Below are 23,171 nucleotides of genomic sequence, written 5' to 3' on the forward strand. Positions count from 1 at the left end.
GTCAACTACTCTTTTCTATTTTTATTAAATCTTTAATTTGCTTTAGTTCTTTATTTGGATCTGTATACCAATTAGATTCCAACAATCTATATACGGTCCATCCTCTAGACTCTAGATATTTTTCTTGATGTAATAAATCACGTCTTGCATTTAAGTCACTTAGACCTACATCAGTTAAGATACCTAATATATAGGCTTTTTGTTTGTCATCTTTAATCGCTAGATTAATTTTATATTTACCAATTCCTACATTTAAATCTACTTCATAACCTAATCTTTCTAATCGTTTCTTAACATCTTCTGCCATATGTGCTATTAACACATTCCTGGTTTCAATCTCTGTACTATGTAAATGATTTAATACCTCTTTAGCAAGATTTTCATTCTCATTTGAAACATAGTAACAGTATCTCATAAAATCTTTTAAGAGTTTAGGACCAGTTGAACTTAAATCTTCTACTTTAAATTCTTCAGGATACAAACTAGATATGAAGTAAATCTTTTGTTTAGCACGTGTAATTGCCACATTAAGCCTGTTTTGTCCGCCATCATGATTAAGCCACCCAAACCGTCTCATAACTTGTCCTTGGCTGTTTTTAGCATATCCCATAGAAAATATTATGATATCTCTTTCATCACCTTGAACGTTTTCAATATTTTTAACAAATAACGATTTATCTTCACCATCATCTTTTCTAAAGAGTTCTCGTTCAAACGCTTTTTGATAAGTTCCTTTTTTAAAGAGCTCTTGATCAATTGCATTTTCAATAGCATCTCTTTGAGTACTATTAAATGTAATAACGCCTATAGATTCATTATGTTGTCTTGTTCTTAGAATCTTTTTAATCACTTCAACAACTTTAGTTGCTTCCTTTTTATTTCTTCTATTTTCAAACATACCATCCTTGACATATACATATTCAATTGGTGGTTCAACCGCCTTTTTTTGATTTGGTGAAATCATTAACTTAGCATCATAAAAAGCGTGGTTAGAAAACGCGATTAACTCTTCATAAGTCGACCGGTAATGATAATTAAGAATCGCTTCTTTAAAGCGGTATCTTGCAAGGTCTAATAAACTTTTAGCATCTAGGGAAACTTCTTTAAAGACATCATCTTCATAAAATTCATCAAGTTCATCAGTTCTACCTGTTCCTAAACTACTTGGTCTAAGTTGTTTAGGGTCTCCTGCAATAACAACTTTTTTAGCTCTATAAATTGAAGGTATACCTTTTTCTACATACATTTGACTTGCCTCATCGAAGATAACTAAATCAAACATACCGTGTTCTAAAGGTAAAATAGCTGATACCACTTCTGGTGTCATCATCCATAATCTGATGTGACTCTTCATTTCTAGTTGGAAGTTTTCAATAAAAGACTTAATACTCGGTTTATTAGATAAATCAAACACTCTTTTAATATCCATAATACGCTTTGTATTATTTAAGTTAAGTGCATGTTTATAAAGTTCCATCTCAAACGATTCATTGGTAACCAACATTTTTTGATGCATGATTTCTTTAATCTTATCAACCTTCTCTTGATAATTATCAAAGATATATAAATGTTTTTGGTGCTCAGACTTAAAGACTTCAATAAATCCTGAATAATACGCTTCAAAGATATAAGTTCTTAATTTATAATTATCATCTATACCTCTCACTTTTGGATGTGAATGCATCATCTTTAAGAATGTTTTTTCAAACGGTTTTAGCGTTTGATAGATTGTCATTAATTTATTTAAGCGGTTCATATTTTCAAAGATATAACTATGTAATCTATCATCAATAAATAATTGATTTAGATATTTCTTCCTGATACTTTTCTTTACACTTAAATAAGTGATTTCATCCAGGTAAGTTTTTATAAATGTTTTCTTATGTTTTCTCTTTTTAAAGATACCTGATCTTTGATATGTTGTTTTTAACTGAAGATACTTTTCATGCATTTGATCAAACATCAATTTTTGACTTCTCGGTATTTTAGTTTCTAATTTTTCTAGTATTGGATACTTTTCTAAGTACCAATCTAAATCCATCATCCGCTTAAGGTGTGCATCACTATCGAAAGTTTTTTCTAGTGTCTCAATCATTTGGAAACTAGGTTTTTTAAAGACTTCATGAAATATTTTATGTACATCATAAGGGGTTAAATGTAGTTTAATATCTTTATCCTTAATGTATCTAGAAAAAAGTTCAAATACAGGTTTAATTTCAAATGTGTGCCCGTAGAGTAATTGAAGTGATTTTTCCATATCATTCAATTGTCTTTTAATTTCTGATTCTAACGCATAGATATCATTATTTAGTGTACGAACTGGTGGTTCCGGTTCTAAGAAATGATTTAATTTATAATAAAAATCTTGTTTGTTTTCTGCATCATCGATAAACATTGCGTATTTCGATGCCTTTTTTAGTCTTGAATAAATTACATCTAAGGCAACCTTTTTTTCAGAGACTACTAATACATTTTCACCCTTTAAAATACTGGATGCGATTAATGAAGTAATGGTTTGACTTTTCCCTGTACCTGGTGGACCCCATATGACTATTTTCTTTTCACTGTTTAATAAATCAATGACGCGTTCTTGACTGAAGTTTAAATCGTTTATATAACTGATATTATCCTCATTGATGGGTTCCCCTGATATTTCCATTGGTTTAGCTACTTCTTGCTTAAAAAGGTTCGTTTCATCAATTAAACCTTCAAGTAAGTCATTGTATTGTTTCGTAGCTAATATACGTTCCATGTCTTTTTGAATACTAGATGAGTAGAGTTCAAATCGTGATAAGGTTGCATAAGGTTGTAGTTTAAACTTTGGACGGTTAACCTTTATAAAGTCTTCTTTTAATTTATTTTTAAAAGGGATGAACTCTATGTGTTTTGCATCTATTTCAATGGATATACCATGTTTTTCATAAAAAGGGATAACAACCTCATGAAGTACTTTTTCATTAAAATCTGTGACTTCAGGGGTAATAAAATCCATTGATGATTTCTCCATTTTAGATGTAATAAGTAATAAGTCTCTATTAAAAATGACATCTCTTTCACTATCTTTTTTTAGAGTAAAGGTGCGGAGGGTGCGCTCAATTTTTACAGGAAAATATAGTAGTGGTGCTTTAATAGGAAACTTATCCTTACTAAAGATACCTTCCACATAAGGGTAAGCAATATAAAGGTTATAACTACCTGTTTCTATTTGGGTCTTATTCACTTCTCTATAGAGTTTTGTTATATGTCTTTCATCGGCATCACTCTTGTAGTTAAGTTTTAAGTTTTTAATACGATTATTGGTTAAATAATCTTTTAGTTCTAAGTTGTTTTCTATTAAAGTTAGATCGAAGCTATGATTTTGATAGATTTGTCCCATATAAAGATTTGAATTTGTTTTAGACATGTTTGTGAGTCTATCTTTATAGTGATGTAGTACTTTACTTGCTTGTTTAGATACTTTAACTGATTTAAGATTTGATTGATTAAATGATTTAATAATACTTAAAAATTTCTGAGCATATTTCTTATTAAAATCTTCATCAAGACCAGAAATTGCATTAAATTCATTTTGTTTTAGAGGTCTTTTTTGAGCTACTTCAAAAAGAGCAGCATCACTTAATATGATGATTTGCTCTCCGGTTTTATTAAAATGTGTAAGTCTAAGTTCAGTTCTCAAATCAATTAGTTGTTCTAATAGTTTATTTTTATGCATCATGATTCCCACCTACCTATTGCCATTTTAACATGATATAACCAAGATTAAAAACAAATACTTTTGAATAAATACATTTTTATATTATAATAATAAAAAAGGAGGTCAATTCTATGACAAAAAAATTACAAAATTTTCTCCCAGTTGTTATACTATTTTTAGCACTACTCATCTTTGGTAGTATATTTTTAAACGTACTTCAAAACAATAATGACGAAGCCATCTTAACCGGTGTTACAGCAACATTTGGCGGTGAAACTTTCCAAATCGGTGGATTTTTAGATCACAAGGTGAATTTTAGTTTTTTAAATTTATTAGCCTTTAGTTTACCTGCACTTGTGAGTATCATCTTCGTTATAACCACAATTAATGATAAAAAGACATCCATGTCTAAGCTAATTTTCGGTTTACTCTTAACATTATCATTTGCTTTATCTGTCGTATTATTCTTTCAACTTCCAGAAAATACAACACACGTAACTACATTTTTAGGTATTGAAGGTACTGCTAATTATGGCTATCTAGACTTAGCTATTGGTGCCATATTAGGTTATATATTAGCTATCTTAGGAAGTATTACTTCTTTAATTTATTCTTTATTACAATTCGAAAAATAGTTTTACACAAAATTTAATAGAAAAGCTGGTCCTACTATCAAAGTAAGACCAGCTTTTTTATGTTTTAGTTATTTACGGTAATCTGCTTTTGCCCAAGCCTGAGTTGGTTTAAAGAATCCGTAGTTTTGATCCCATGTATGTATACCTGGAATCACTGATGTAAGTATAATAGATTTAGATACACCACCAATTTCAACTGTAATTGTATATTGTACTTCAGTTGTAACTTGTGGCATCGCAATCACACGACCTGTATCAGATAGTAATTCTGAGTCAGAATGGAATGTGATTGTTGCATCTGCAAATTGTGATAACACTAATCTTTCGATTGCAACGTGTTCCATAAATCTATCAAAATACCAAGTACCATTATAAACCGTATTATTTAGTGTATATGGATCACCTTTACCATCTGTTGTATTGTGCATAATTACACGGTTATTACTTAGGTTGTTTTCCTCTAGTAAGTTCGCTACTAGTTTTGCAGTTCTCTGAACTGTATCAATGATATCTGCATTTGTATTAATGTTCATTTCAATTCCAATAGAGTTCAGGTTACCACCGCGTGATGCAATCACACCACGAGCTTGTTGTGTCTTAGCAAACCAGTGTGTACCAATTACATATTTACCACCTACGACATCCCAAGTTGGACCTTGGTATGTAAAGTATGAATTATCTAAGATAGCATTATTATCACCACGAGGCGCTTGGACAGTGGATTTTTGACCATTAAATGTCCAGAAACCATCTGTAGAAATATCAATTATTGGTTTTTCATTATCTGTTACAACAATACCAGTATCATGCCATTGGAAACTAGATGCAGTACCATCACCAGCATGCCATCCCACATATTCATCAGGTAAGCTTGCTACGATACCATAATCACCAGTGGTGTAATGAATACCAATACTATTTGCTGGATTTGCAAAGAATGCACCATGGCTTGCTAGACCACCGTTTAGATTTGCTGTGTCATGAATTAAGACAAATTCTACTGAGTCCATTAAACGGTTAGAGAATTTTGTGGGATCCGCAGGATATGTTGTTCTGTCTACTACATAGTCATCAAATAAGTATAAGTTGACACTTTCATATCTTGGGTCAGACCATTCTTGTCCTGATGTGTAATATGTAATAACGTTTAATCCATTAACCACTGCATTATTTGCGTTACCTAATAAATCAAGTAATTGATCCACTCTATCTTCAGCATCAAGTGCACGTTGAACTACTACTGTATAAGTGTAGATGAGTTCTGCACCATCAAAGATGTCAATTAAAGTTGTTCCTGGTAATAAAGCTTTAAATGTGTTTGTACCTATAAGTTCAACGATACCGTCTTCTTCTGGTACATAGGTGAATGTTTTACCAGCATTATCTTTACCAACACCAACTGCAGTCATTGTGAATTCTTCACCCACATTGATAAATCCATTAAATCCTGAACTAAATTCTAGAGTTACATCATCCATAGGGTGTACAGTAACTTCCATTGTAGTCATAATTTCACCATTATGGTTTGTTACAGTAATAACTGCAATACCAGCATTTAATGCTGTTAATGTACCTTCAGGTGAGACACTGATGACTTTTAGATCAGATGATGAAAAGAGTAATAATTGATTGAATGCATCTGTTGGTGCAATATCTACAACTAAATCATATGTATCACCTTTAATCATTTCTCCAATTGGATTTGAGATAGTAAGTGATGTCACTGGATTTTTTTCCTCAAATTTTGCATATAGTTTAGTTGGTTCAGTGATTTCATAGATTCTATCACCTGTAAATTCCGGATTATTAAACCAACCTTTAAATTCATAATTTTCTAAGTATACTTCTGTTGGTAATACTTGAACCTCTGATTGACTTAAGAAGACTGTTTCTTGTTTATCAGCAATTAAATAACTCCAGAAACCATATTTAAGGTCACGTAGACTGTAATCTGCTGATTGCCAGTTTGCATTTTCAGTAAATTTACGGCCATCCATGAAACCTCTCACTTCATATGAGAATGCATAGCGGTAGTTTGAATTCACTGCATCAAATGCAGCGACTGAATCACGGCTAACGATATTTTGTGCAGAAGCTTTATTTGTTGAAGAACCTACAACTCCTAAATATTTTGCAACCCATAACCATTTGTCACGGAATCGTACATCAAAGAAGAAAGTATGAATATTAATACTTGAACCAAATGTATCTCTTGGTAGTTCATTAATTACATAAGATGTACCACCAAATGTATTGTAATCATTGATCCAGTCATTCACCATAGAATCTCTATCTGCATAGAATGTATTACCACCATTAAATTCTAGTTCATAAGTAAATGAGTTCACTAATATTTCATAATAAATTTCAATCACTAATGAGCCATCAGCTAAGATAATACCTTCATAGACTTCAAATTCAGTGAAGTAACCTAATTCAGGATTTGGTAAAACATTTACTTTGCTTCCAACTACACCTGTTTTGAATTCTTCCGAGATATCGTAAGTTAATGTTTCATCATTAAATGTATATCTAATGATGACATACTCAGCTTCAGCTTGTAGTATTCTAATGATTCTTCTACCCGCTGTAAATTCATCTTGTATTTTAGATGCTTCTACTGCTTGACCCATGTTATCGAGGTAGATGTTATCTTCTAAGAGTGTAAGATTACCATCTTCAAAGAATACATAACCAGTTGGATTTTCAAATGTATTTCCTAGAATGTCTACATCATAGATTAATGTAGTAGTTGATTCATTTTTTCTTAAGTGAACTGTGTTATGTGTGTTCACAAAGACGTTTTCAATAATATTAAAATCGATGTTAAATGAGTTATATGTTGAGGTTGCAATTACTGCTGATTGTGGATAGTTATCTGTTGGATTGTTAAATTCATTACCAATATTTTCAAAAAGGTTTCTTTGAATATTTATTGTTTGTAAGTTACCAGATGATGCAGAGTATGCTCTAAATAAAATTGCAGTTTCTGCTTGTTTTACATCGTTTTTAAATGTATTATCTTCGATATTGTATGTACCGTTATTATAACCACCATCAAAACGAATCGCACCAATTTTAAAATTCGTAAATTCATTAGATCTAATGTTAATTTCTGATGAAGCCATAGTTCTATCAATAGCAATAATATCAGATTTGATGTTATTAAATGTATTAAATTCAATATGGATATCACCAAAGATGTTTGTACCTGCACCAGCATATAATTGGATGATTGCATTTACATTAGTTCTAGCATTTGGAGCATATCCAGTTGCAACAAGGTTGGTATCAAAGACATGATTATGTCTAAATGAGAAGCCTTTTAATGTACCTGTACTTACAACTTGGAAGTTACCAGTCATGTTAAAGCCTTCAAGTGCTACGTTTTCAATATTCTTAGCAATTGTCACCTTACCAGTTAATGTTGTTAGGTGTCCATCAAAACCTAAAAGTGTTAATGGCTTATCAATGTTTAAGTTTTCAGAAAACTCCCCCTTATTGACTTCAATATTATCACCACTTACTGCTGCTGTAATGGCTTCTTGAATAGTTACATAACCTACTTCATTTAAATAAGCAGCCATTTTAGCTGTAACCGTAATTTCTATAGTTTCAACTATTTCACCATACGTTGCGGTTATTGTTACAACACCTTCCTGTAGAAGTGTAACAACACCGTCTACTACAGTTGCTACTTCTTCATTTGATGATGTCCAAGTTACTTCCTTATTGGTTGCATCTATAGGTAGTATACTAGCAGTTAGTGTAATTGTTGATCCTTCTACACCTTCGCTTGGTCCTTCAATTGTAACTGATTCAACATCAACAACTACACTAGTAATCGTAATTTCATGTGTGTCAGATTTTTCACCTGATATTGCAGTGATTGTGACTACACCAGCTTTGATTAATGTAACCACGCCATTGTCTACAGTTGCAAATTCCGCATTTGATGTTTCCCAAGTTACTGTTTTATCGGTTGCATTTGCAGGTAATATTGTGGCAGTTAGTGTTATTGTTCCCCCTACTAAACCAGCATTATCCCCAGTAATCGCAACTGATTGAACTTCTACTACAGGTTCTTCTTTTGCTTCAACTATAATTTTAATAGTGTCACTTAAGTCTTTACCTACAACAGTTGCAGTAACATCTACTTCCCCTACAGAAAGTGCTGTAACTGTTTGACCTGAAATTGAAATAACACCTTCTACTGACATTGTGTATTCGACTTCAAGTCCTTCGGTTATTTCATGCTCTAAAGTGTATGAATCACCCACTTTTATGGTTACTTCAGAATCTTTCAAGCTAAAACTTGCTTCATCGATTTCTGTACAAGAAACCAAGATAAAAGATAAAATTACCATGAATAATACTAATAATCTTCTTTTCATATATCCTCCTTTATTTTGCATAAAATGCTTCTACACTGGTCATTATATTATAATTAACCAGTTTATGAAAACGCTTTACTACTTTATATCTTACTCTGTATATTTTTTTCACATACTTGAAATAATTGAAAGTTTCGTGAAAATATAATTATAATTCAAATTTTATATTTTAACATAAAAAACTAGTCCTTTGTAGAAATAACAACTACACTGACTAGTTTTATTATGCTTATCTTATAGTTTCACCAGATTCAATGACTTTTCTATCAAATGTGGCAGTTTTGAAAATACGTACGTTTTTACCAATTTTCATATGACCTGGTATAACAGATTGTTTTTCAACAACTGTAATACCAGTATGTAAAATATCTGGTTTTTCTTTATTTGGTGTCATATCATCAACAAAACCAATTTCAGTGTGGCCACCAATAATAACCTCTTTATCGATGATTGATTGAGTAATTTTAACATCATTACCGATGATTGTGTCATTTAAAATGACACTATCTTTAACAATACTACCCTTACCAACACGTACCCCTGGACTTAATACTGAATTGATGACAGTACCCTCGATGATACACCCATTTGATACTAAGCTATCTTGAATGATAGCTTTACTACCTGCTTTAACCGGTGGAAGTTCCTCACTTTTTGTATATACTTTCCAAGATGGATCATACAAATCAAGTTCAGTATAAGTTTGTGCCATAGCTAAATTGGCGTCTAAATAGGCATCTAATGTACCCACATCCATCCAGTAGTCATTAAACTCATGTGCATACACACTTGCTTGAGTTGTTTTAATCAACTTAGGAATTACGTGTTTACCAAAATCTAGGTTTTCCGCTATAGTTTCTTCAAGTACTTTCTTAAGCAGTTTAAAGTCAAATAGATAAATACCCATGGATGCTAGATTTGAGTCGGATACTTTTGGTTTTTCTTCAAACTCAATAATCTCATTATTTGAGTTAATCGACATAATACCAAATCTAGATACTTCTTCTGGCTTTACTCTTTGAGTTGCAATCGTAAGTAGTGCACCTTTTTCCTTATGGGTTTGTATCATTTTTCTATAATCCATCTTATAGATATGATCCCCAGATAAAATAAGTACATACTTTGGATTTTTTCTCGATAAATATTCTAAGTTTTTTAATACAGCATCCGCTGTACCCATATACCAATTGGTGTGTGGTTGTAAAAGTGTTACGGATGAATCTCTTCTATCTAAGTCCCAAGGTTTTCCGCTACCGATGTGTTTATTAAGTGAAAGTGGTAAATATTGAGTTAAAATTGCGATATCATAAATACCTGATTGTACACAATTCGATAACGTAAAATCAATAATTCTAAATTTTCCTGCAAAAGGCATTGCCGGTTTACTTCTTTTTTCTGATAAGACATCTAATCTGGTACCTTTACCGCCAGCTAGTATGAGTGCTAGTGTTTCCATTATATTTTTTCCCCTATTATGTTTTTATATAATTTCTCGTATGCTCTGGCCATTTGATTTAAACCAAAATCACTTTTCATTGCTTGTTTGACTAAAATCTGCCATGTATCTTTATCTTCATTAAATAGATTAACTGCTTCAAATAACTTATCTTTTAAATCATACGCATCATAATTCTTAAAACTAAAACCTGTACCTTCTTGTGTGTATTTGTTATAAGGTATTACACTGTCCTTTAATCCACCAGTTTCTCGAACAATAGGTAGTGATCCATACTTCATTGCTATCATTTGACCTAAACCACATGGTTCAAATCTTGAAGGCATCATAAACATGTCACTAGCCGCATAGATAATGTGTGCTATTTTTTCATTAAATCCTATATAATTACCAACTTTAGTTGGATATTTATAAGTTAAGTATCTAAAATAGTCTTCATATGCTTTATCACCCGACCCCATTAAGATGAACTTAGCATTACTATATCGGATTACTTCCTCTAAACAGTATTCCATAAGTCCAAGTCCCTTTTGATCAGCAAGTCTTCCTACATAGGCAATCAGTGGTTCGTCTAGGCTTTTATCTAAACCAAAATGTTCCAGTAAAAACTGCTTATTTAGGTGCTTGCCTGATTTACGGTTTCTTACACCATAAGTTTTGATCAAGTATTTATCTGTCTCCGGGTTAAAAGTGTTGGCATCATCAATACCATTTAAAATACCTGAAAAATCATTAGATCTATTTTCTAGCGAACCATCTAAGCTAAACCCATATTCTCTGGTCATAACTTCTTTGCTATAGCTTGGTGATACTGTATTTATTTTAGTGGCGCGTTCAATACCCGCTTTAAGGTAATTGACACGATCAAAATGAATATAAGTGTAATCAAAATCTGTGTTAAAGAATTTTGCTACATCTTTATCAAAATCCCCTTGATATTGTAAATTATGTATCGTAAGTAAGGTATGTATTCTAAAATAGTTAAAACTTTGATGTCTGTAGTGTTTGTCTAATAGATATGGAATCATAGAGGTTTGCCAGTCATTGATATGCATAATATCCGGATAAAACCCTATGATATCTAAACTCTCCAAAATAGCATAACTAAATGCTGCAAATCTTTCAGCATCATCATGGTAACCATATAACCCTTCTCTTTCAAAATAGTGCATATTTTGAACAAAAATATAGGTGATACTGTCATATACTAATTTATAGTAATTAACTATAACTTCCCCATGTCCCATATAAATAGTCTTAGTTCCTAGATAAGTCATTGCTTCATGGTGTTTTTTAATACCTTCATAGAAAGGTGTGATGACAACTATATCATGCCCTAATGATTTGATGGATTTAGGTAGAAAATAAGCCATATCAGCTAATCCACCAGTTTTACTAAAAGGGAAAGCCTCTGAACTACAAAACAAAATTTTCATAAAGGAGAATTCCTTTCTTATAGATACTTATCTCTATTTAATTAAATTATACCTTATGGTACCGGTTTTATCAATGGAATTCCCTTTTGACCCTATAAATAAATAAATATTTATATTGTTTGATATTCAAATCATATTTGTTGATTTTTTATATTTGAATTTGGTATGCTTATCATATCGCTTTTTATAAGCGAAATCTATCATGATGAAAAGTTGACATAATTAATGCAGTCCTTAAACAAAAAACAACAACTCACCGTTTTAATTAGTGGGATTATTATTGAACTTATTATAGGTGTAGTATACGCCTACAGTGTTATTAGATTACAACTAGAAAACGAACTCGGGTTAACACATACCCAAAGTTCAATACCCTATTTAACATCACTTGCAGTCTTTGCCTTTATGGTGATGTTAAGTGGTAGATTTATGAAAAAATCTAATTTTTACAAGTGGTCAATTCTTGGTATCATATCAATCGGTATTGGTTATATGATTGCTGCTTATGCAACCAATTACCTCATATTTACTTTAGGTCATGGTGTTTTCATAGGGATTGGGGTTGGAATACTCTATGGTATCCCTGTACAGATCATTCAAACAGTCTATGAGAAAAATCAAGGGCTAGCCGTGGGTTTAACAATTGCCGGTTTTGGTTTATCCACTGTAATTGTTGCGCCTATATTACAATTAAGTTTTGACTCTGTTGGGTTTCAAAATACTTTACTATATTTTGGCATTGCATCTACCATACTTCTATCCATCTTTGTATGGTTACTTATAAGAAAATTGGATTTATCAAAACTCTATGTCAAAAATAAGAAAGAAAAAGTTCATGCCTCAAAATATACTTTTACGATATTTTTCATCTTGTTTACTTTAGGGATTATGTTTGGTTTATCTATGATTGGATTAACCGTTTACATTGGTACAGATTACTTTGATTTAGACGTTACTACGATTACTATCTATATGAGTTTATTCGCGCTCGCAAACGGGTTATTTAGACCCTTATTCGGATTTATTTATGACAAGTTAAAATTAAAAGTATCTGTTATACTTATTTCATTAATCACTTTATTTGTTTCAATCACATATATTTTCTTAAACCCTTCAAGTCTATGGTTATTTATCTTAACGATTACACTTAGTTGGGGTTCTGTAGGTGGATGGTTAGCTTTAATGCCAATTATTACAAAAGATCTATTTGGTAAAAATAACTTTAATAGAACGTATGGATATATGTATCTAAGTTATGGGCTAGCTGCTGTTATAGGAAATTTATACACTAGTATATTAATTGATTCATCGGTAAGTTTGGGTGTTATTTTTATACCTATTATGTGTATTTCTATAGCATCTATATTGTATATTTTATTCATCAAAATTAAGTCTGCACATCAAAATAAAAATCACTTTAATCAGTGATTTTTTTCATATCCTATATAATCATTTAACTTTCATATTGATAAATTATCGGACTTTCATTAAATTTACCTTCAACTAGCTACTATGATATGAATTAAGACTTGCTCATGCTATAATATTTGCAACATTTAAACACTATATTTAAAGGATATCACAACATGAAGAAGAAAAATTTTAGTAAAAAAATAGCTTTTGCTACTGCAGATATTTTAGGTGGTGGTTCTTTTAATATTATCAACTTATTTATCCAAATTGTTTACATACAAGAAGTTATGACTATTATGGTCTATTAGATGGTAAAACCGTTCACGATGTTTACCAGAATCAAAAAGACTTATTCTTAGAACAACTTCAATTAGACCTAAACTACAGTTTATCAAGTACTACTGTCATAGAAAGCTATGAAGGTAAATTTATTAAGCCACTTGGAGCGGGTACATTATCTCTTTCCATAAAAGGTTTTAACTATGAAGGAACATATAAAAATGAACATGTAGAATTTACGATACCCGTTGAAGATGTACCTCAATTACCAGGGGATCTTGGAAGAAATATTCAAATCTACTACAAGGATGAATTTTATCAATTTAAAATGCCAATTCATTATGTACCTTCTCAGTTCATACTATTAAGTGAACTTTTATATGAAAAGGTTACAGGTCAAAAATCATTAGGTATATTCTAACAACCTAAAAATAAACTCATACTATCATATATATTTTTATCATCTATTAAAAAAGAGATACATTAATCCAGTACTTTATCTGGTATGTATCTCTATTTTTATAGTTATATATTTTTAAACAGTTTCTAAATCTATTCTTAACTCAAGTAAAGAAACACTTTCTACCAACGGAGTATGAGGAAACATATCCATAGGAATCAAACTCTTAAGCTCATAAGTTTTTAATAAATCTTCTAAGTCTTTAGCTAAAGTCGAAGGATTACATGATCCATAAATCAGTTTCTTTGGCTTGTATTTTAGTATTTGCTTAATTGTATCATATCCAAGACCAGTTCTAGGTGGGTCAAAGAACATTGCATCAATCGTATCCACTTCAAGATTCTTTAAGGCTTTCTTAAAGTCAGATTGAATGACGGTTACATTTTTAATGTTATTTCGCTTTAAAGATAATATTGCACTTTGAACACTTCTTTGATCAATTTCTATTGCATAAACTTTTTTGACATCTTTGGCAATATAATGACTAATTGGTGCAGAACCGGCATAAGCATCTATGACAACATCTGTAGGTTGTAGGTTAGCTAGTTCTCTCATTTTATTATAGAAGTTATCCGCCATCACAGTATTTAATTGAAAGAAAGCTTCAGGATACAATGAGAATGTTTGATTATTTATTTTTTCATTAATAGTTGCTTTACCAAATAGGTTTTCATAATCACTTGTAAAGAATATTTGTTCTTTATATTTATCTGTATAGAATGCAAATACACTTACAATCTCTGGACATTGTGCAACAAGCGCTTCAGTAAACTTAGCAATGCCTTCAAATTTTTTCATGAGTAAAAAAGAAACTTGAACTTCACCTGTCGTATATGATCTTCTAATAACCATAGACTTCATGTAGCCACTTTTATCTTTTTGGATATAAGCATGAAATTTATGTTGATCCATTAATGATTCAACAATTTGAATGATTTCATTGATTCTAGGATGATGCACTGGTGTATCATTTACTGGAATAAATTCATTACCACCCTTAGCATATAATCCAAATTTATTCTTACCTTCCAGCTTTCTTACAGGTAAAGATACCTTGTTTCTATAACCTAGTGGTTCATTCATACCTATTGTTTGTTTAATTTTAGAATAGACTATTTTTTTATCTACATATCTATTTAAGGCGTTAATTAAAATATCACGTTTAATTTGTAGTGACTTTTCGTACGTCACATGTTGCATACTATATGCACCACATAGTTCATACTCTGGAAACATCACTTCAAGTCTATCTGGGCTTTTAACTTTAATTTCTTCAATTTCTGCTAATAAGCGGTTAGGAAATATTTCAGTTACTTTTGCTGTAATTATTTCACCAGGTAATGCATTATCAACAAAAACAGCAAGTTTATGGTGATACCCAATACCTTCCCCGTTGATACCTAGTTTTTTAATTTCTAATTCTATCAAGTCATTTATTTTGATTTGTTCGTTAATCATATGTGCTCCTTAAAATCTAGGGATGGCTTTACATCTCTAGTTTACTTATATTGTAACAGTTTTTATTGTATATTCATGAAAAAAGGGACTGTTTGGCGTAAATAATGATATTTACCTTAACCAATGACAGTGCCTTTAAATTTGACTTACTTTTTCTTGTTTGATTTTTTAGTTTGAAAATATGGATTTGTTTTCTTTTGATAGGTTACAAAAGATTTATCCTCTGATTTCTTCTTCTTAGGTTTAGGTTTATGGCCTTTAAACTTTAAGTAATCAGGCAATTCTTTTTTTGGTTTTTCTTGTTTTCTTGATACATCGGCCTTTGGTTTTTCACTTGTTGTTTCTCTATGTTTTGGTTGTGATTGAATTTGATATTTGTGATCAACAACTTGAATTTTAGAGTTTATGTGTTTTTCTACTTGTGTGAGTAACTTTTGCTCAGCAGGATCCACTAGTGATAATGCCATACCGCTTAATCCAGCACGCCCTGTTCTACCAATACGGTGAATATAGGTTTCTGGTACTTCAGGTAATTCAAAGTTTACAACATAGTCAAGTGCTTCAATATCAATACCACGAGCTGCTATATCTGTTGCAACTAAAATCTTAGTTTTACCTTTTTTAAAGTTTGCTAAAGCACGTTCTCTGGCAGCTTGTGATTTACTACCGTGTATTGGTTCAGATTCAATACCTAAATTCATTAAATTTTTAACAAGTTTATTGGCACCATGTTTAGTTTTTGTAAAAACTAAAACTGATTTCATATTTAAGGTGTAAATTAAATCAATTAACAATAACGTCTTATTTGCCTTATTAACCATATAAACACTTTGAGTAATTGCATCCAGTGTTTGTGTAACTGGTGTAACAGCAATTCTTTCAGGGTTTACTAAGATTTGTTTTGATAAGGTCTCGATTTGTTTAGGCATAGTTGCTGAAAACAGCATCGTTTGACGCTTCTTTGGTGTTTTATCAACAATGCTCGTTACATCTTTAATAAAGCCCATGTCTAACATTTGGTCTGCCTCATCAAGTACTAGATATCTTACATCTTGTAAGGATACTATTTTTTGATTCATTAAATCAAGTAAGCGACCTGGTGTTGCAATAACAACATCTACACCACGTTTAAGTGCTTCTTCTTGTCTTTTTTGTGATACACCACCATAGATGGTAGTACTTATAATATTCAAATACTTTGCATATGTTTTGACATTTTCATGTATTTGAAGTGCAAGTTCTCTAGTTGGGGTTAGTATAAGCGCCTGTATTTTTCTAGGAGCTTTGTGTTCTTTTGTTTCATATATTTTTTGTAAGATTGGTATTGCAAATGCAGCTGTTTTACCAGTTCCAGTTTGAGCACTACCAAGTAGGTCTTGACCCTTTAATAAGATTGGTATTGCCTGTTCTTGTATTGCTGTTGGTGCTTCATATCCAGATAAGGTTAAAGCCTTTTGAATACGTTCTATAATGTTTAATTCACTAAATTTCATTAATTAATTCCTGTTCTCTGTATTTTTATTTTAAGGTGTTTGATGTAAAAAACACCTTGAAATAAAATGTCTAAATCATCTACCTTTAAGAGTATACACTATTTTTAGACTATTTTATTAAATTAACACAATTATTGTCTATATATGACCAATTTTTGTGTCCAACACATACTTTTAGGTATTTAATACTTTTTTAGTATTTGATCAAATAAGTTTGAAGTTGGCTGATAAAGTACTAAGATAGATAAAAAACTACTTGATGCTAATAGTATTTGAAATGGTATATCAGATGCAATGTATAGATAAGGGTTTACCTTTAGCACAAAAACAAAAGGTATTAAAAATAACCAACTATAAATAATTGAATACACTATCCCCAATAAACCAAGTAGGATATGGTTATTAATCTTTTTAAAAATGGTTGTTAAAGTTAGTGGTATCATCATAAGTCCAATAAATATGTATGGCGTGTAAATAATGCCGAAACTAGAAGTGTAAAAACTATCTAGTAAGACATGTATGGTAACTATCAGTGAGGTTTTTATTAAACCAAGTTTTTTAGAGTATAACACGATTATAAAGATTGTTAATTGTACGTTTGGTATAAATGTTAGAAGTTGTTCTTGTACAAATAAAAAGGATGTTAAAAGTGAAATAAGCACAATATCATAAATTTGTAGTTTACTTTTCATGATCCACGCTCCACTTTTAATGTAATTGTCATTTCATTTTTTAATTCTATATCACCAATCCCATACGGACTAAAACTTCCATCAATATAAATACTTATATATGTAGCATAATCCTTTGGCATTGTGTACCCTTCAATAGATACTAAAAAAGGACCATAAGTGCTCTCTTCAAATCGGACATCTTTAAAATGATTAAGTATGACATTTTGAAGTGTATCACCTTTAAAAAAGTAAATATTTTTATTAATTATATGCTCATCATTTTGAAATTCAATTGTAACGACACCATCTTCTTTTGCATAGGTCTTCTGATTTAGGTAAGACACTGTAAATGCAATAACTAAAATAGATAGTACCGCTGGTATAATGGTTATTATATTTTTCTTAATTACTTTCATCTTTGCATGCCTCATGTGATATGTGTGCTTATTATCTATGTATATAAGTACACTTTTATACTGTTTTAATGATTTAATATCATTGTTTCTATTCTAACAAAAAGGGCTAGTAAAATCATTTTCTAGCCTAAATTCATTGATGATTCAATCAAATTATTTTAACTCAAGTAATGTGATACTTTCCACCAAACTGGTATATGGAAACATATCAATCGGGGTAATGTGTTTAAGATCATAATCCTCTAATAAGAGTGATAAATCCTTTGCTAGAGTAGATGGATTACATGAACCATAGACTAATCGTTTAGGTTTATATTTTAAAATGGTTTGAATAACATCTTCACCAAGTCCACTACGTGGAGGATCAAATAACATGACATCAATTTTTATATCTTTTAAATTATCTAGCGCATCTTCAAAATTATTTTCAATCACAGTCACATTATCAATATGATTTTGGTCCAGTGATATTTTTGCAGACTTCACTGCATCTTCATTAATCTCAATTGCATAAATATGTTTAGCATCTTGACCAATATAGTGTGAAATTGGTGCGATACCAGCATAAGCGTCAACTACAATTTCAGTTGGCTTAATTTGTGCTAGTCGCTTCATTTCATTATAGAATTTATCTGCTTGTGAGGTGTTTAGTTGGAAGAAAGCATCAGGTGATAGACTAAATGTATGTCCACCTAGTTGTTCTTCTATCATTTCTTTACCATAGATTAAATGGATATCTTCAGTAAAATAACTTTGTCTAACATCTGGGTTAATTACTTTATATATAGACATGATTTCCGGATGTAGCTCCGCTAGTTCATGAACTAGATTATCTAATCCATCAAATGCTTTAGGTAGAATAAATGTAACTTGTACTTCATTTAAGTTTTCTGTAATTCTAACAATAGCATGTGAAATGATACCAGTTTGTAGTACCGGGTCATATGCATCAATGTGATATCTATCCATGAGACTTGTCATAGTTGTAAAGATGTCATTAATTTTAGTATGTTGAACACCACATGTATTAATAGGAACAAAAGCATTAGAGTTTCTAGCAAACATACCAAAACGGTTTTTATTATCTATTAGTCTTAAAGGTAGTGATGCTTTATTTCTATAATTTTTAGGATTATCCATACCAATTGTGTCTGAAATAATGTGTGCATCATAACGTTTGACATATCTATCTAAGGCTTTTTTAATGATGTCCTTTTTTTGATCAAGCATTGCATTATAATCAAAATGTTGTACTTGACAACCACCACATGCATCATAAACAGGACATAAAGGTTTTACCCTATTTGGACTCTTTTCTAATGTTTGTAGTACTTTGGCAGTCGCTCTGTTAGGAAAAACTTCTGTAATTTGAGCTAAGACTTTTTCTCCAGGTAGTGCATTATCAATAAAAATAGCAAGTCGTTCATAGTAACCTATGCCCTCACCATTAATACCCATGCGCTTTACATCAATTTCTAAAATATCATTTAATCTAATTTTTTGTTGCATAATTTCACCTTCAAAAATATTATAACATGTACTGAAGTCAAACCCAATAATATGAGTTATTATGGTCATAAGTATGCCTTAATTTATGAAAATAGAGTTATGTCAACGACATAACTCTACTCATGAATAAAAATCAAGACTAGGAGATGAAATGAACAATATCTATTGCTAATTTCTCAGTTTCATCTACTATTATTGAATGACCTGCATTTTCATATACTAATACAGTAGCTTCTGGTAGTAACCTAACAGTTTCATCAAACATAATTTTCGGTACTGTAACATCCTTATCGCCCCAAATAATCAATGTATTAGCTTTTAGGTTTGATAGTTTATTATTACCTAATTGGTATAAACTTGGTTCATTAGAAATATTAAAATTTGCTAGTGCCCAGTCTACATCCACTAAGTTTCTTTGTTTAACTGCTTCATCCATCCATTTTAGATTTGTATCATTGTCAGGTTTTTTATTGCCTGTATAGATAACATAGTTATAAATGGTTGTAAGCATTTGACTATTATTTGTTTCATAAATATTAAGAAGTGGTAAGACTTGAACAGGATCAAGCGCCATGTCTTCTTTTTTCTTGTATACATGTAAATGTCAATTTAAAAAAGAAAGAAAGTGTGCATGTAATATTCCTTATTTAGTTTTATTAGATGAATGCTTTAGTTTATCTTTAATTCTATAAGAAGGTCCTACTATATTAAAGATGTAAGAGTGATGTAAGTTACGATCAAGAACGGCTTTTGTCATCATCTCATCATTGCCTAATATTTGTGGCCATTTATCAAACGTCATATTGCTTGTGAAGATCGTAGACTTCTTTGTATATCTTAAGTCTATTAACTGAAATTAAAGTTTTGCTTCAAGTTGACTTATTTAACTTTTTTAAAGATGACAGATGTTCCCATACCGCCACCAATACATAGACTTGCTAAACCAATATTATGGTTTTCATTTCTTAACATATTATGTAATAGTGTTACCATGATTCTATTACCTGATGCACCCACCGGGTGACCTAATGCGATCGCACCACCATTTGGATTTGTTTTATCTAAGATTGCTGATTCTTTAATACCTAAATCTTCAGAAAGTTCACGTACAACACCTAATGCTTGTGCTGCAAATGCTTCATTCAATTCAAAAGTATCAATATCACTTATCGTAAGGTTCGCTTGTTTTAATGAATTTTTAATTGCAGGTACAGGCCCCAAACCCATAACGCTTGGTTCAACACCTGCTTGACCAACACCAACTATTTCTGCTAATGGTTTTAAATTATGTTCTTTTACAAATGCTTCACTTGCTAAGACCATAAAACTTGCACCATCATTAATACCTGAAGAACTTGCCGCTGTTACTGTACCATCTTTTTTAAACGCTGGACGTAATTGAGCAATTTTTTCTCTAGTTGTTGTGTAGTTGATATATTCATCTTTATCAAATACAATTTCAGCTTTTCTAGTTTGAATTATTACTGGAACGATTTCTTCATCAAATAATCCTTTTTCCTGGGCTGCTTTTGCTTTAACTTGTGAGTGATATGCAAAGTCATCTTGCATTTCACGAGTAAATTTATGTTTTTCAACAATATTTTCAGCAGTAATACCCATATGGTAACCTTCAAATGCATCTGAAAGACCATCCGTTACCATGTAGTCAACTAATTCTAAATTACCCATTTTAACACCATTTCTAACAGTGCCTGTTACTAAATATGGTGCTTGTGACATGGATTCAACACCACCAGCAACAACTAAGTTTGCAAAACCAGCTTTAATGTTTGCAACACCTGTGATAACCGATTTCATACCAGAACCACAAATCATATTTACACCATATGCTGGTACTTCTGGTGAAATACCCGCTTTGATAGAGATTTGTCTTGGTAATCCTTGTTTTTGACCTGCCGGTAATACATTACCGATAATAACTTCATCAACCCACTCTGGCTTGATGTTATTAAGCTCCAAAGTTTGTTTTAAAACTTGAGACCCAAAATCTGCTGGACTCAATTGTGACAATGTCCCTAAGTAAGATCCAATGGCACTTCTCTTAGCAGCTACAACAAAAACTTTATTCATAACATATCCTCTTTTTTTATATAGTATATTTGAAATATGAATGTATATTCATATTAATTTTATCACTTTTTTATCACTATGTCAACACAAAATGAAAACGCTTTATATTTTGCGTTATTTTATTTTCTTAAACACTAGTTTTTGTATTATCGAAGCGTATTACTATCTAAAACTGATGATAAATGTTATTTTTTATGAGAAGTAAATATAAATAGTGTATAATGAATCTATGTTCACATTTCGGTGAAACCATTTCTATTTAATGACAAAATTTAATCAGTTAACAGGAGCGTGTGTATGACATCAAATTCTATAAGATTACCTAAGACACAAACAGGTTATAAATCTTTTTATCGTATATTAAAGGTATCTCGTAAACTCTTTGCCGAGAAAGGTTTCTTAGCTACTTCTACCAATGAAATTATTTTTGAGGCAAAGGTTGCTATTGGAACTTTCTATATTTATTTTGATGACAAAAGAGCAGTTTATGACTATCTATTAAATGACTATTCTAAGCAAATTCATAAAATGATTCATATTGCTATTAAAGACTTACCCACAAGGGAAGAAAAAGAACGTGTTGGTCTAAAAAATTTTATAAATTTCTCTAGACAAGATCCACTAAGTTATAGAATCATTTGGGAATCTATGTTTGTAGATCATGATTTATTCCAGTCCTATTACACAAATTTTGCTAAAGTGTATATGAAGAATCTTCAATCAGCAGTTGATGCACATCAGGTGGATTCAAACATTGATTTAGAGACACTTGCCTTTATGCTTATGGGTATATCAAATTTTATCGGGTTGCAAATCTTATTTAAAGATAAGATTTCCGAAGCAGAAATAGATAGAATTGTTGATCAAGTCATTTATTTTCTAAAATATGGCATGTTCACTAATAAAGCTAATTAATAACTTAAAATAGAGTTTGTGATAAAGAAAGAGAAATTCAATATTTTGGATTTCTCTTTTTTAATCGTCTTTTAAGAAGGTTTTACTTATTTTGAATTGTTTCTAAAGTTTCAATTCCTTCAACCAAATCAAAAGCCTTAGTAGTTGAGTTGTATTTTAATAATGACATAGAAGCGATACCCCTGCCTTTACCACCAGAAAAATCTATAGTACCACCCATTGGAATATCAAGTGGACCTTCTTCCATAGCTTTAATAAATGTTTCCCAAGTTAAATCTTGTTCATTTGCTTCAACACGTTTTAGACCATCGATAAAGTTAATATCTGCTATATAACCAGAGATTGAAAATGAGTTACCTGCATAAGCAGTTCTTTCAGCTTTTGTTAAGAATGAAGCACCCATCATTGCTTAAACGAATACGCCTGCTGAAACTTGACCTTCTTCAAAAGAATGTCTACCCAAGCCTTTGTATAAATATCAAATGTATAAGTTGTATTTGCATCAACAACTGTTGCATCAGCTTTTACATAAGATGTTAATGTAGGAACGTTTAATTGTTCAGCTTGCATTGTACCAATAAATACATTTAATCCTTCTTGGATAGAAGCAACAATAACTGACTTCACACCTGCAGTTTTGACTATATCTTTTTATATTTTACTAGTCAATACACTTTATATTTTTCAATTTATAGAAACCCTCTAATCAAATATAAAAGCCCTAATAAAAAGAATTTATCAGAGCTTTTAAACTAAAAATCCTACTATTTATTTTGTAATCTTAAAACATCACGAGCGATCATAACTTCTTCATTTGTAGGAATAACCCAAATTTTTACATTTGAATC

General features: G+C 31.0%; 18 protein-coding genes. 4 read left to right on the top strand and 14 right to left on the bottom strand.

Annotated elements, in window-relative coordinates; all coding sequences use genetic code 11:
- Position 1 precedes the first annotated feature (1 nt).
- On the bottom strand, positions 2–3,715 hold the full coding sequence (locus IY230_RS02080; protein ID WP_196369685.1) for an AAA domain-containing protein: 3,714 nt from the start codon (positions 3,713–3,715) through the stop codon (positions 2–4).
- A 110-nt stretch (positions 3,716–3,825) separates the two neighbouring features.
- Between IY230_RS02080 and IY230_RS02085 the strand changes: the two genes are divergently transcribed.
- Positions 3,826–4,329 (top strand): hypothetical protein, encoded by a 504-nt coding sequence (locus IY230_RS02085; protein WP_196369686.1) that lies wholly within the window; start codon positions 3,826–3,828, stop codon positions 4,327–4,329.
- Between the two features lie 68 nt (positions 4,330–4,397).
- Here IY230_RS02085 and IY230_RS02090 read toward each other — a convergent pair whose 3' ends face one another.
- From IY230_RS02090 to IY230_RS02100, 3 genes are all read right to left on the bottom strand, one after another.
- Positions 4,398–8,723, bottom strand: coding sequence for an Ig-like domain-containing protein (locus IY230_RS02090; protein WP_196369687.1), 4,326 nt, complete (start codon positions 8,721–8,723; stop codon positions 4,398–4,400).
- 229 nt (positions 8,724–8,952) lie between these two features.
- Entirely contained in the window at positions 8,953–10,179 is a 1,227-nt protein-coding gene (locus tag IY230_RS02095) for a glucose-1-phosphate adenylyltransferase (protein WP_196369688.1), read from the bottom strand.
- Positions 10,179–11,615, bottom strand: a complete 1,437-nt coding sequence (locus IY230_RS02100; RefSeq protein WP_196369689.1) for a glycogen synthase — start codon at positions 11,613–11,615, stop codon at positions 10,179–10,181. The genes IY230_RS02095 and IY230_RS02100 overlap by 1 nt, the downstream gene beginning before the upstream one ends.
- A 225-nt stretch (positions 11,616–11,840) precedes the next feature.
- Between IY230_RS02100 and IY230_RS02105 the strand changes: the two genes are divergently transcribed.
- On the top strand, positions 11,841–13,043 hold the full coding sequence (locus IY230_RS02105) for an MFS transporter (RefSeq protein WP_196369690.1): 1,203 nt from the start codon (positions 11,841–11,843) through the stop codon (positions 13,041–13,043).
- A 158-nt stretch (positions 13,044–13,201) separates the two neighbouring features.
- A complete protein-coding gene (locus IY230_RS06665; RefSeq protein WP_269059427.1) occupies positions 13,202–13,336 on the top strand; it encodes a hypothetical protein in 135 nt (44 codons plus the stop codon).
- Between the two features lie 506 nt (positions 13,337–13,842).
- On the opposite strand, the gene rlmD (IY230_RS02110) is transcribed toward IY230_RS06665, so the two are convergent.
- From rlmD (IY230_RS02110) to IY230_RS02145, 8 genes are all read right to left on the bottom strand, one after another.
- Entirely contained in the window at positions 13,843–15,225 is a 1,383-nt protein-coding gene (gene rlmD, locus IY230_RS02110; protein WP_196369691.1) for a 23S rRNA (uracil(1939)-C(5))-methyltransferase RlmD, read from the bottom strand.
- A gap of 146 nt (positions 15,226–15,371) precedes the next feature.
- The gene (locus IY230_RS02115) at positions 15,372–16,718 is read right to left on the bottom strand and encodes a DEAD/DEAH box helicase (protein WP_196369692.1); all 1,347 of its coding nucleotides are present in this window, start codon (positions 16,716–16,718) and stop codon (positions 15,372–15,374) included.
- A 182-nt stretch (positions 16,719–16,900) separates the two neighbouring features.
- Complete coding sequence (locus IY230_RS02120; RefSeq protein ID WP_196369693.1) at positions 16,901–17,410, bottom strand: hypothetical protein; 510 nt, start codon at positions 17,408–17,410, stop codon at positions 16,901–16,903.
- Positions 17,407–17,808, bottom strand: coding sequence for a DUF4430 domain-containing protein (locus tag IY230_RS02125; RefSeq protein ID WP_196369694.1), 402 nt, complete (start codon positions 17,806–17,808; stop codon positions 17,407–17,409). The genes IY230_RS02120 and IY230_RS02125 overlap by 4 nt, the downstream gene beginning before the upstream one ends.
- A 153-nt stretch (positions 17,809–17,961) precedes the next feature.
- Positions 17,962–19,317: a 23S rRNA (uracil(1939)-C(5))-methyltransferase RlmD gene (gene rlmD, locus IY230_RS02130; protein ID WP_196369695.1), complete on the bottom strand. Its 1,356-nt coding sequence runs from the start codon at positions 19,315–19,317 to the stop codon at positions 17,962–17,964.
- Positions 19,318–19,456: 139 nt separating this feature from the next.
- The gene (locus IY230_RS02135; protein WP_196369696.1) at positions 19,457–19,891 is read right to left on the bottom strand and encodes an alpha/beta fold hydrolase; all 435 of its coding nucleotides are present in this window, start codon (positions 19,889–19,891) and stop codon (positions 19,457–19,459) included.
- Positions 19,892–19,960: 69 nt separating this feature from the next.
- Complete coding sequence (locus IY230_RS06740) at positions 19,961–20,164, bottom strand: ATP-binding protein (RefSeq protein WP_196369704.1); 204 nt, start codon at positions 20,162–20,164, stop codon at positions 19,961–19,963.
- Positions 20,165–20,196: 32 nt separating this feature from the next.
- The gene (locus tag IY230_RS02145; RefSeq protein ID WP_196369697.1) at positions 20,197–21,408 is read right to left on the bottom strand and encodes an acetyl-CoA C-acetyltransferase; all 1,212 of its coding nucleotides are present in this window, start codon (positions 21,406–21,408) and stop codon (positions 20,197–20,199) included.
- A 297-nt stretch (positions 21,409–21,705) separates the two neighbouring features.
- On the opposite strand from IY230_RS02145, the gene IY230_RS02150 reads away from it, so the two are divergent.
- Positions 21,706–22,323, top strand: a complete 618-nt coding sequence (locus tag IY230_RS02150) for a TetR/AcrR family transcriptional regulator (protein WP_196369698.1) — start codon at positions 21,706–21,708, stop codon at positions 22,321–22,323.
- An 82-nt stretch (positions 22,324–22,405) separates the two neighbouring features.
- On the opposite strand, the gene IY230_RS02155 is transcribed toward IY230_RS02150, so the two are convergent.
- A complete protein-coding gene (locus tag IY230_RS02155; RefSeq protein WP_196369699.1) occupies positions 22,406–22,729 on the bottom strand; it encodes a hypothetical protein in 324 nt (107 codons plus the stop codon).
- Positions 22,726–22,950 carry a hypothetical protein gene (locus tag IY230_RS02160; protein WP_196369700.1) on the bottom strand — a complete coding sequence of 75 codons (225 nt, stop codon included), beginning with the start codon at positions 22,948–22,950 and terminating at the stop codon, positions 22,726–22,728. The genes IY230_RS02155 and IY230_RS02160 overlap by 4 nt, the downstream gene beginning before the upstream one ends.
- Between the last annotated feature and the right edge of the window lie 221 nt (positions 22,951–23,171).

The sequence above is a fragment of the Acholeplasma laidlawii genome (genome assembly GCF_015709225.1).
Lineage (GTDB): Bacteria > Bacillota_I > Bacilli_A > Acholeplasmatales > Acholeplasmataceae > Acholeplasma > Acholeplasma laidlawii_A.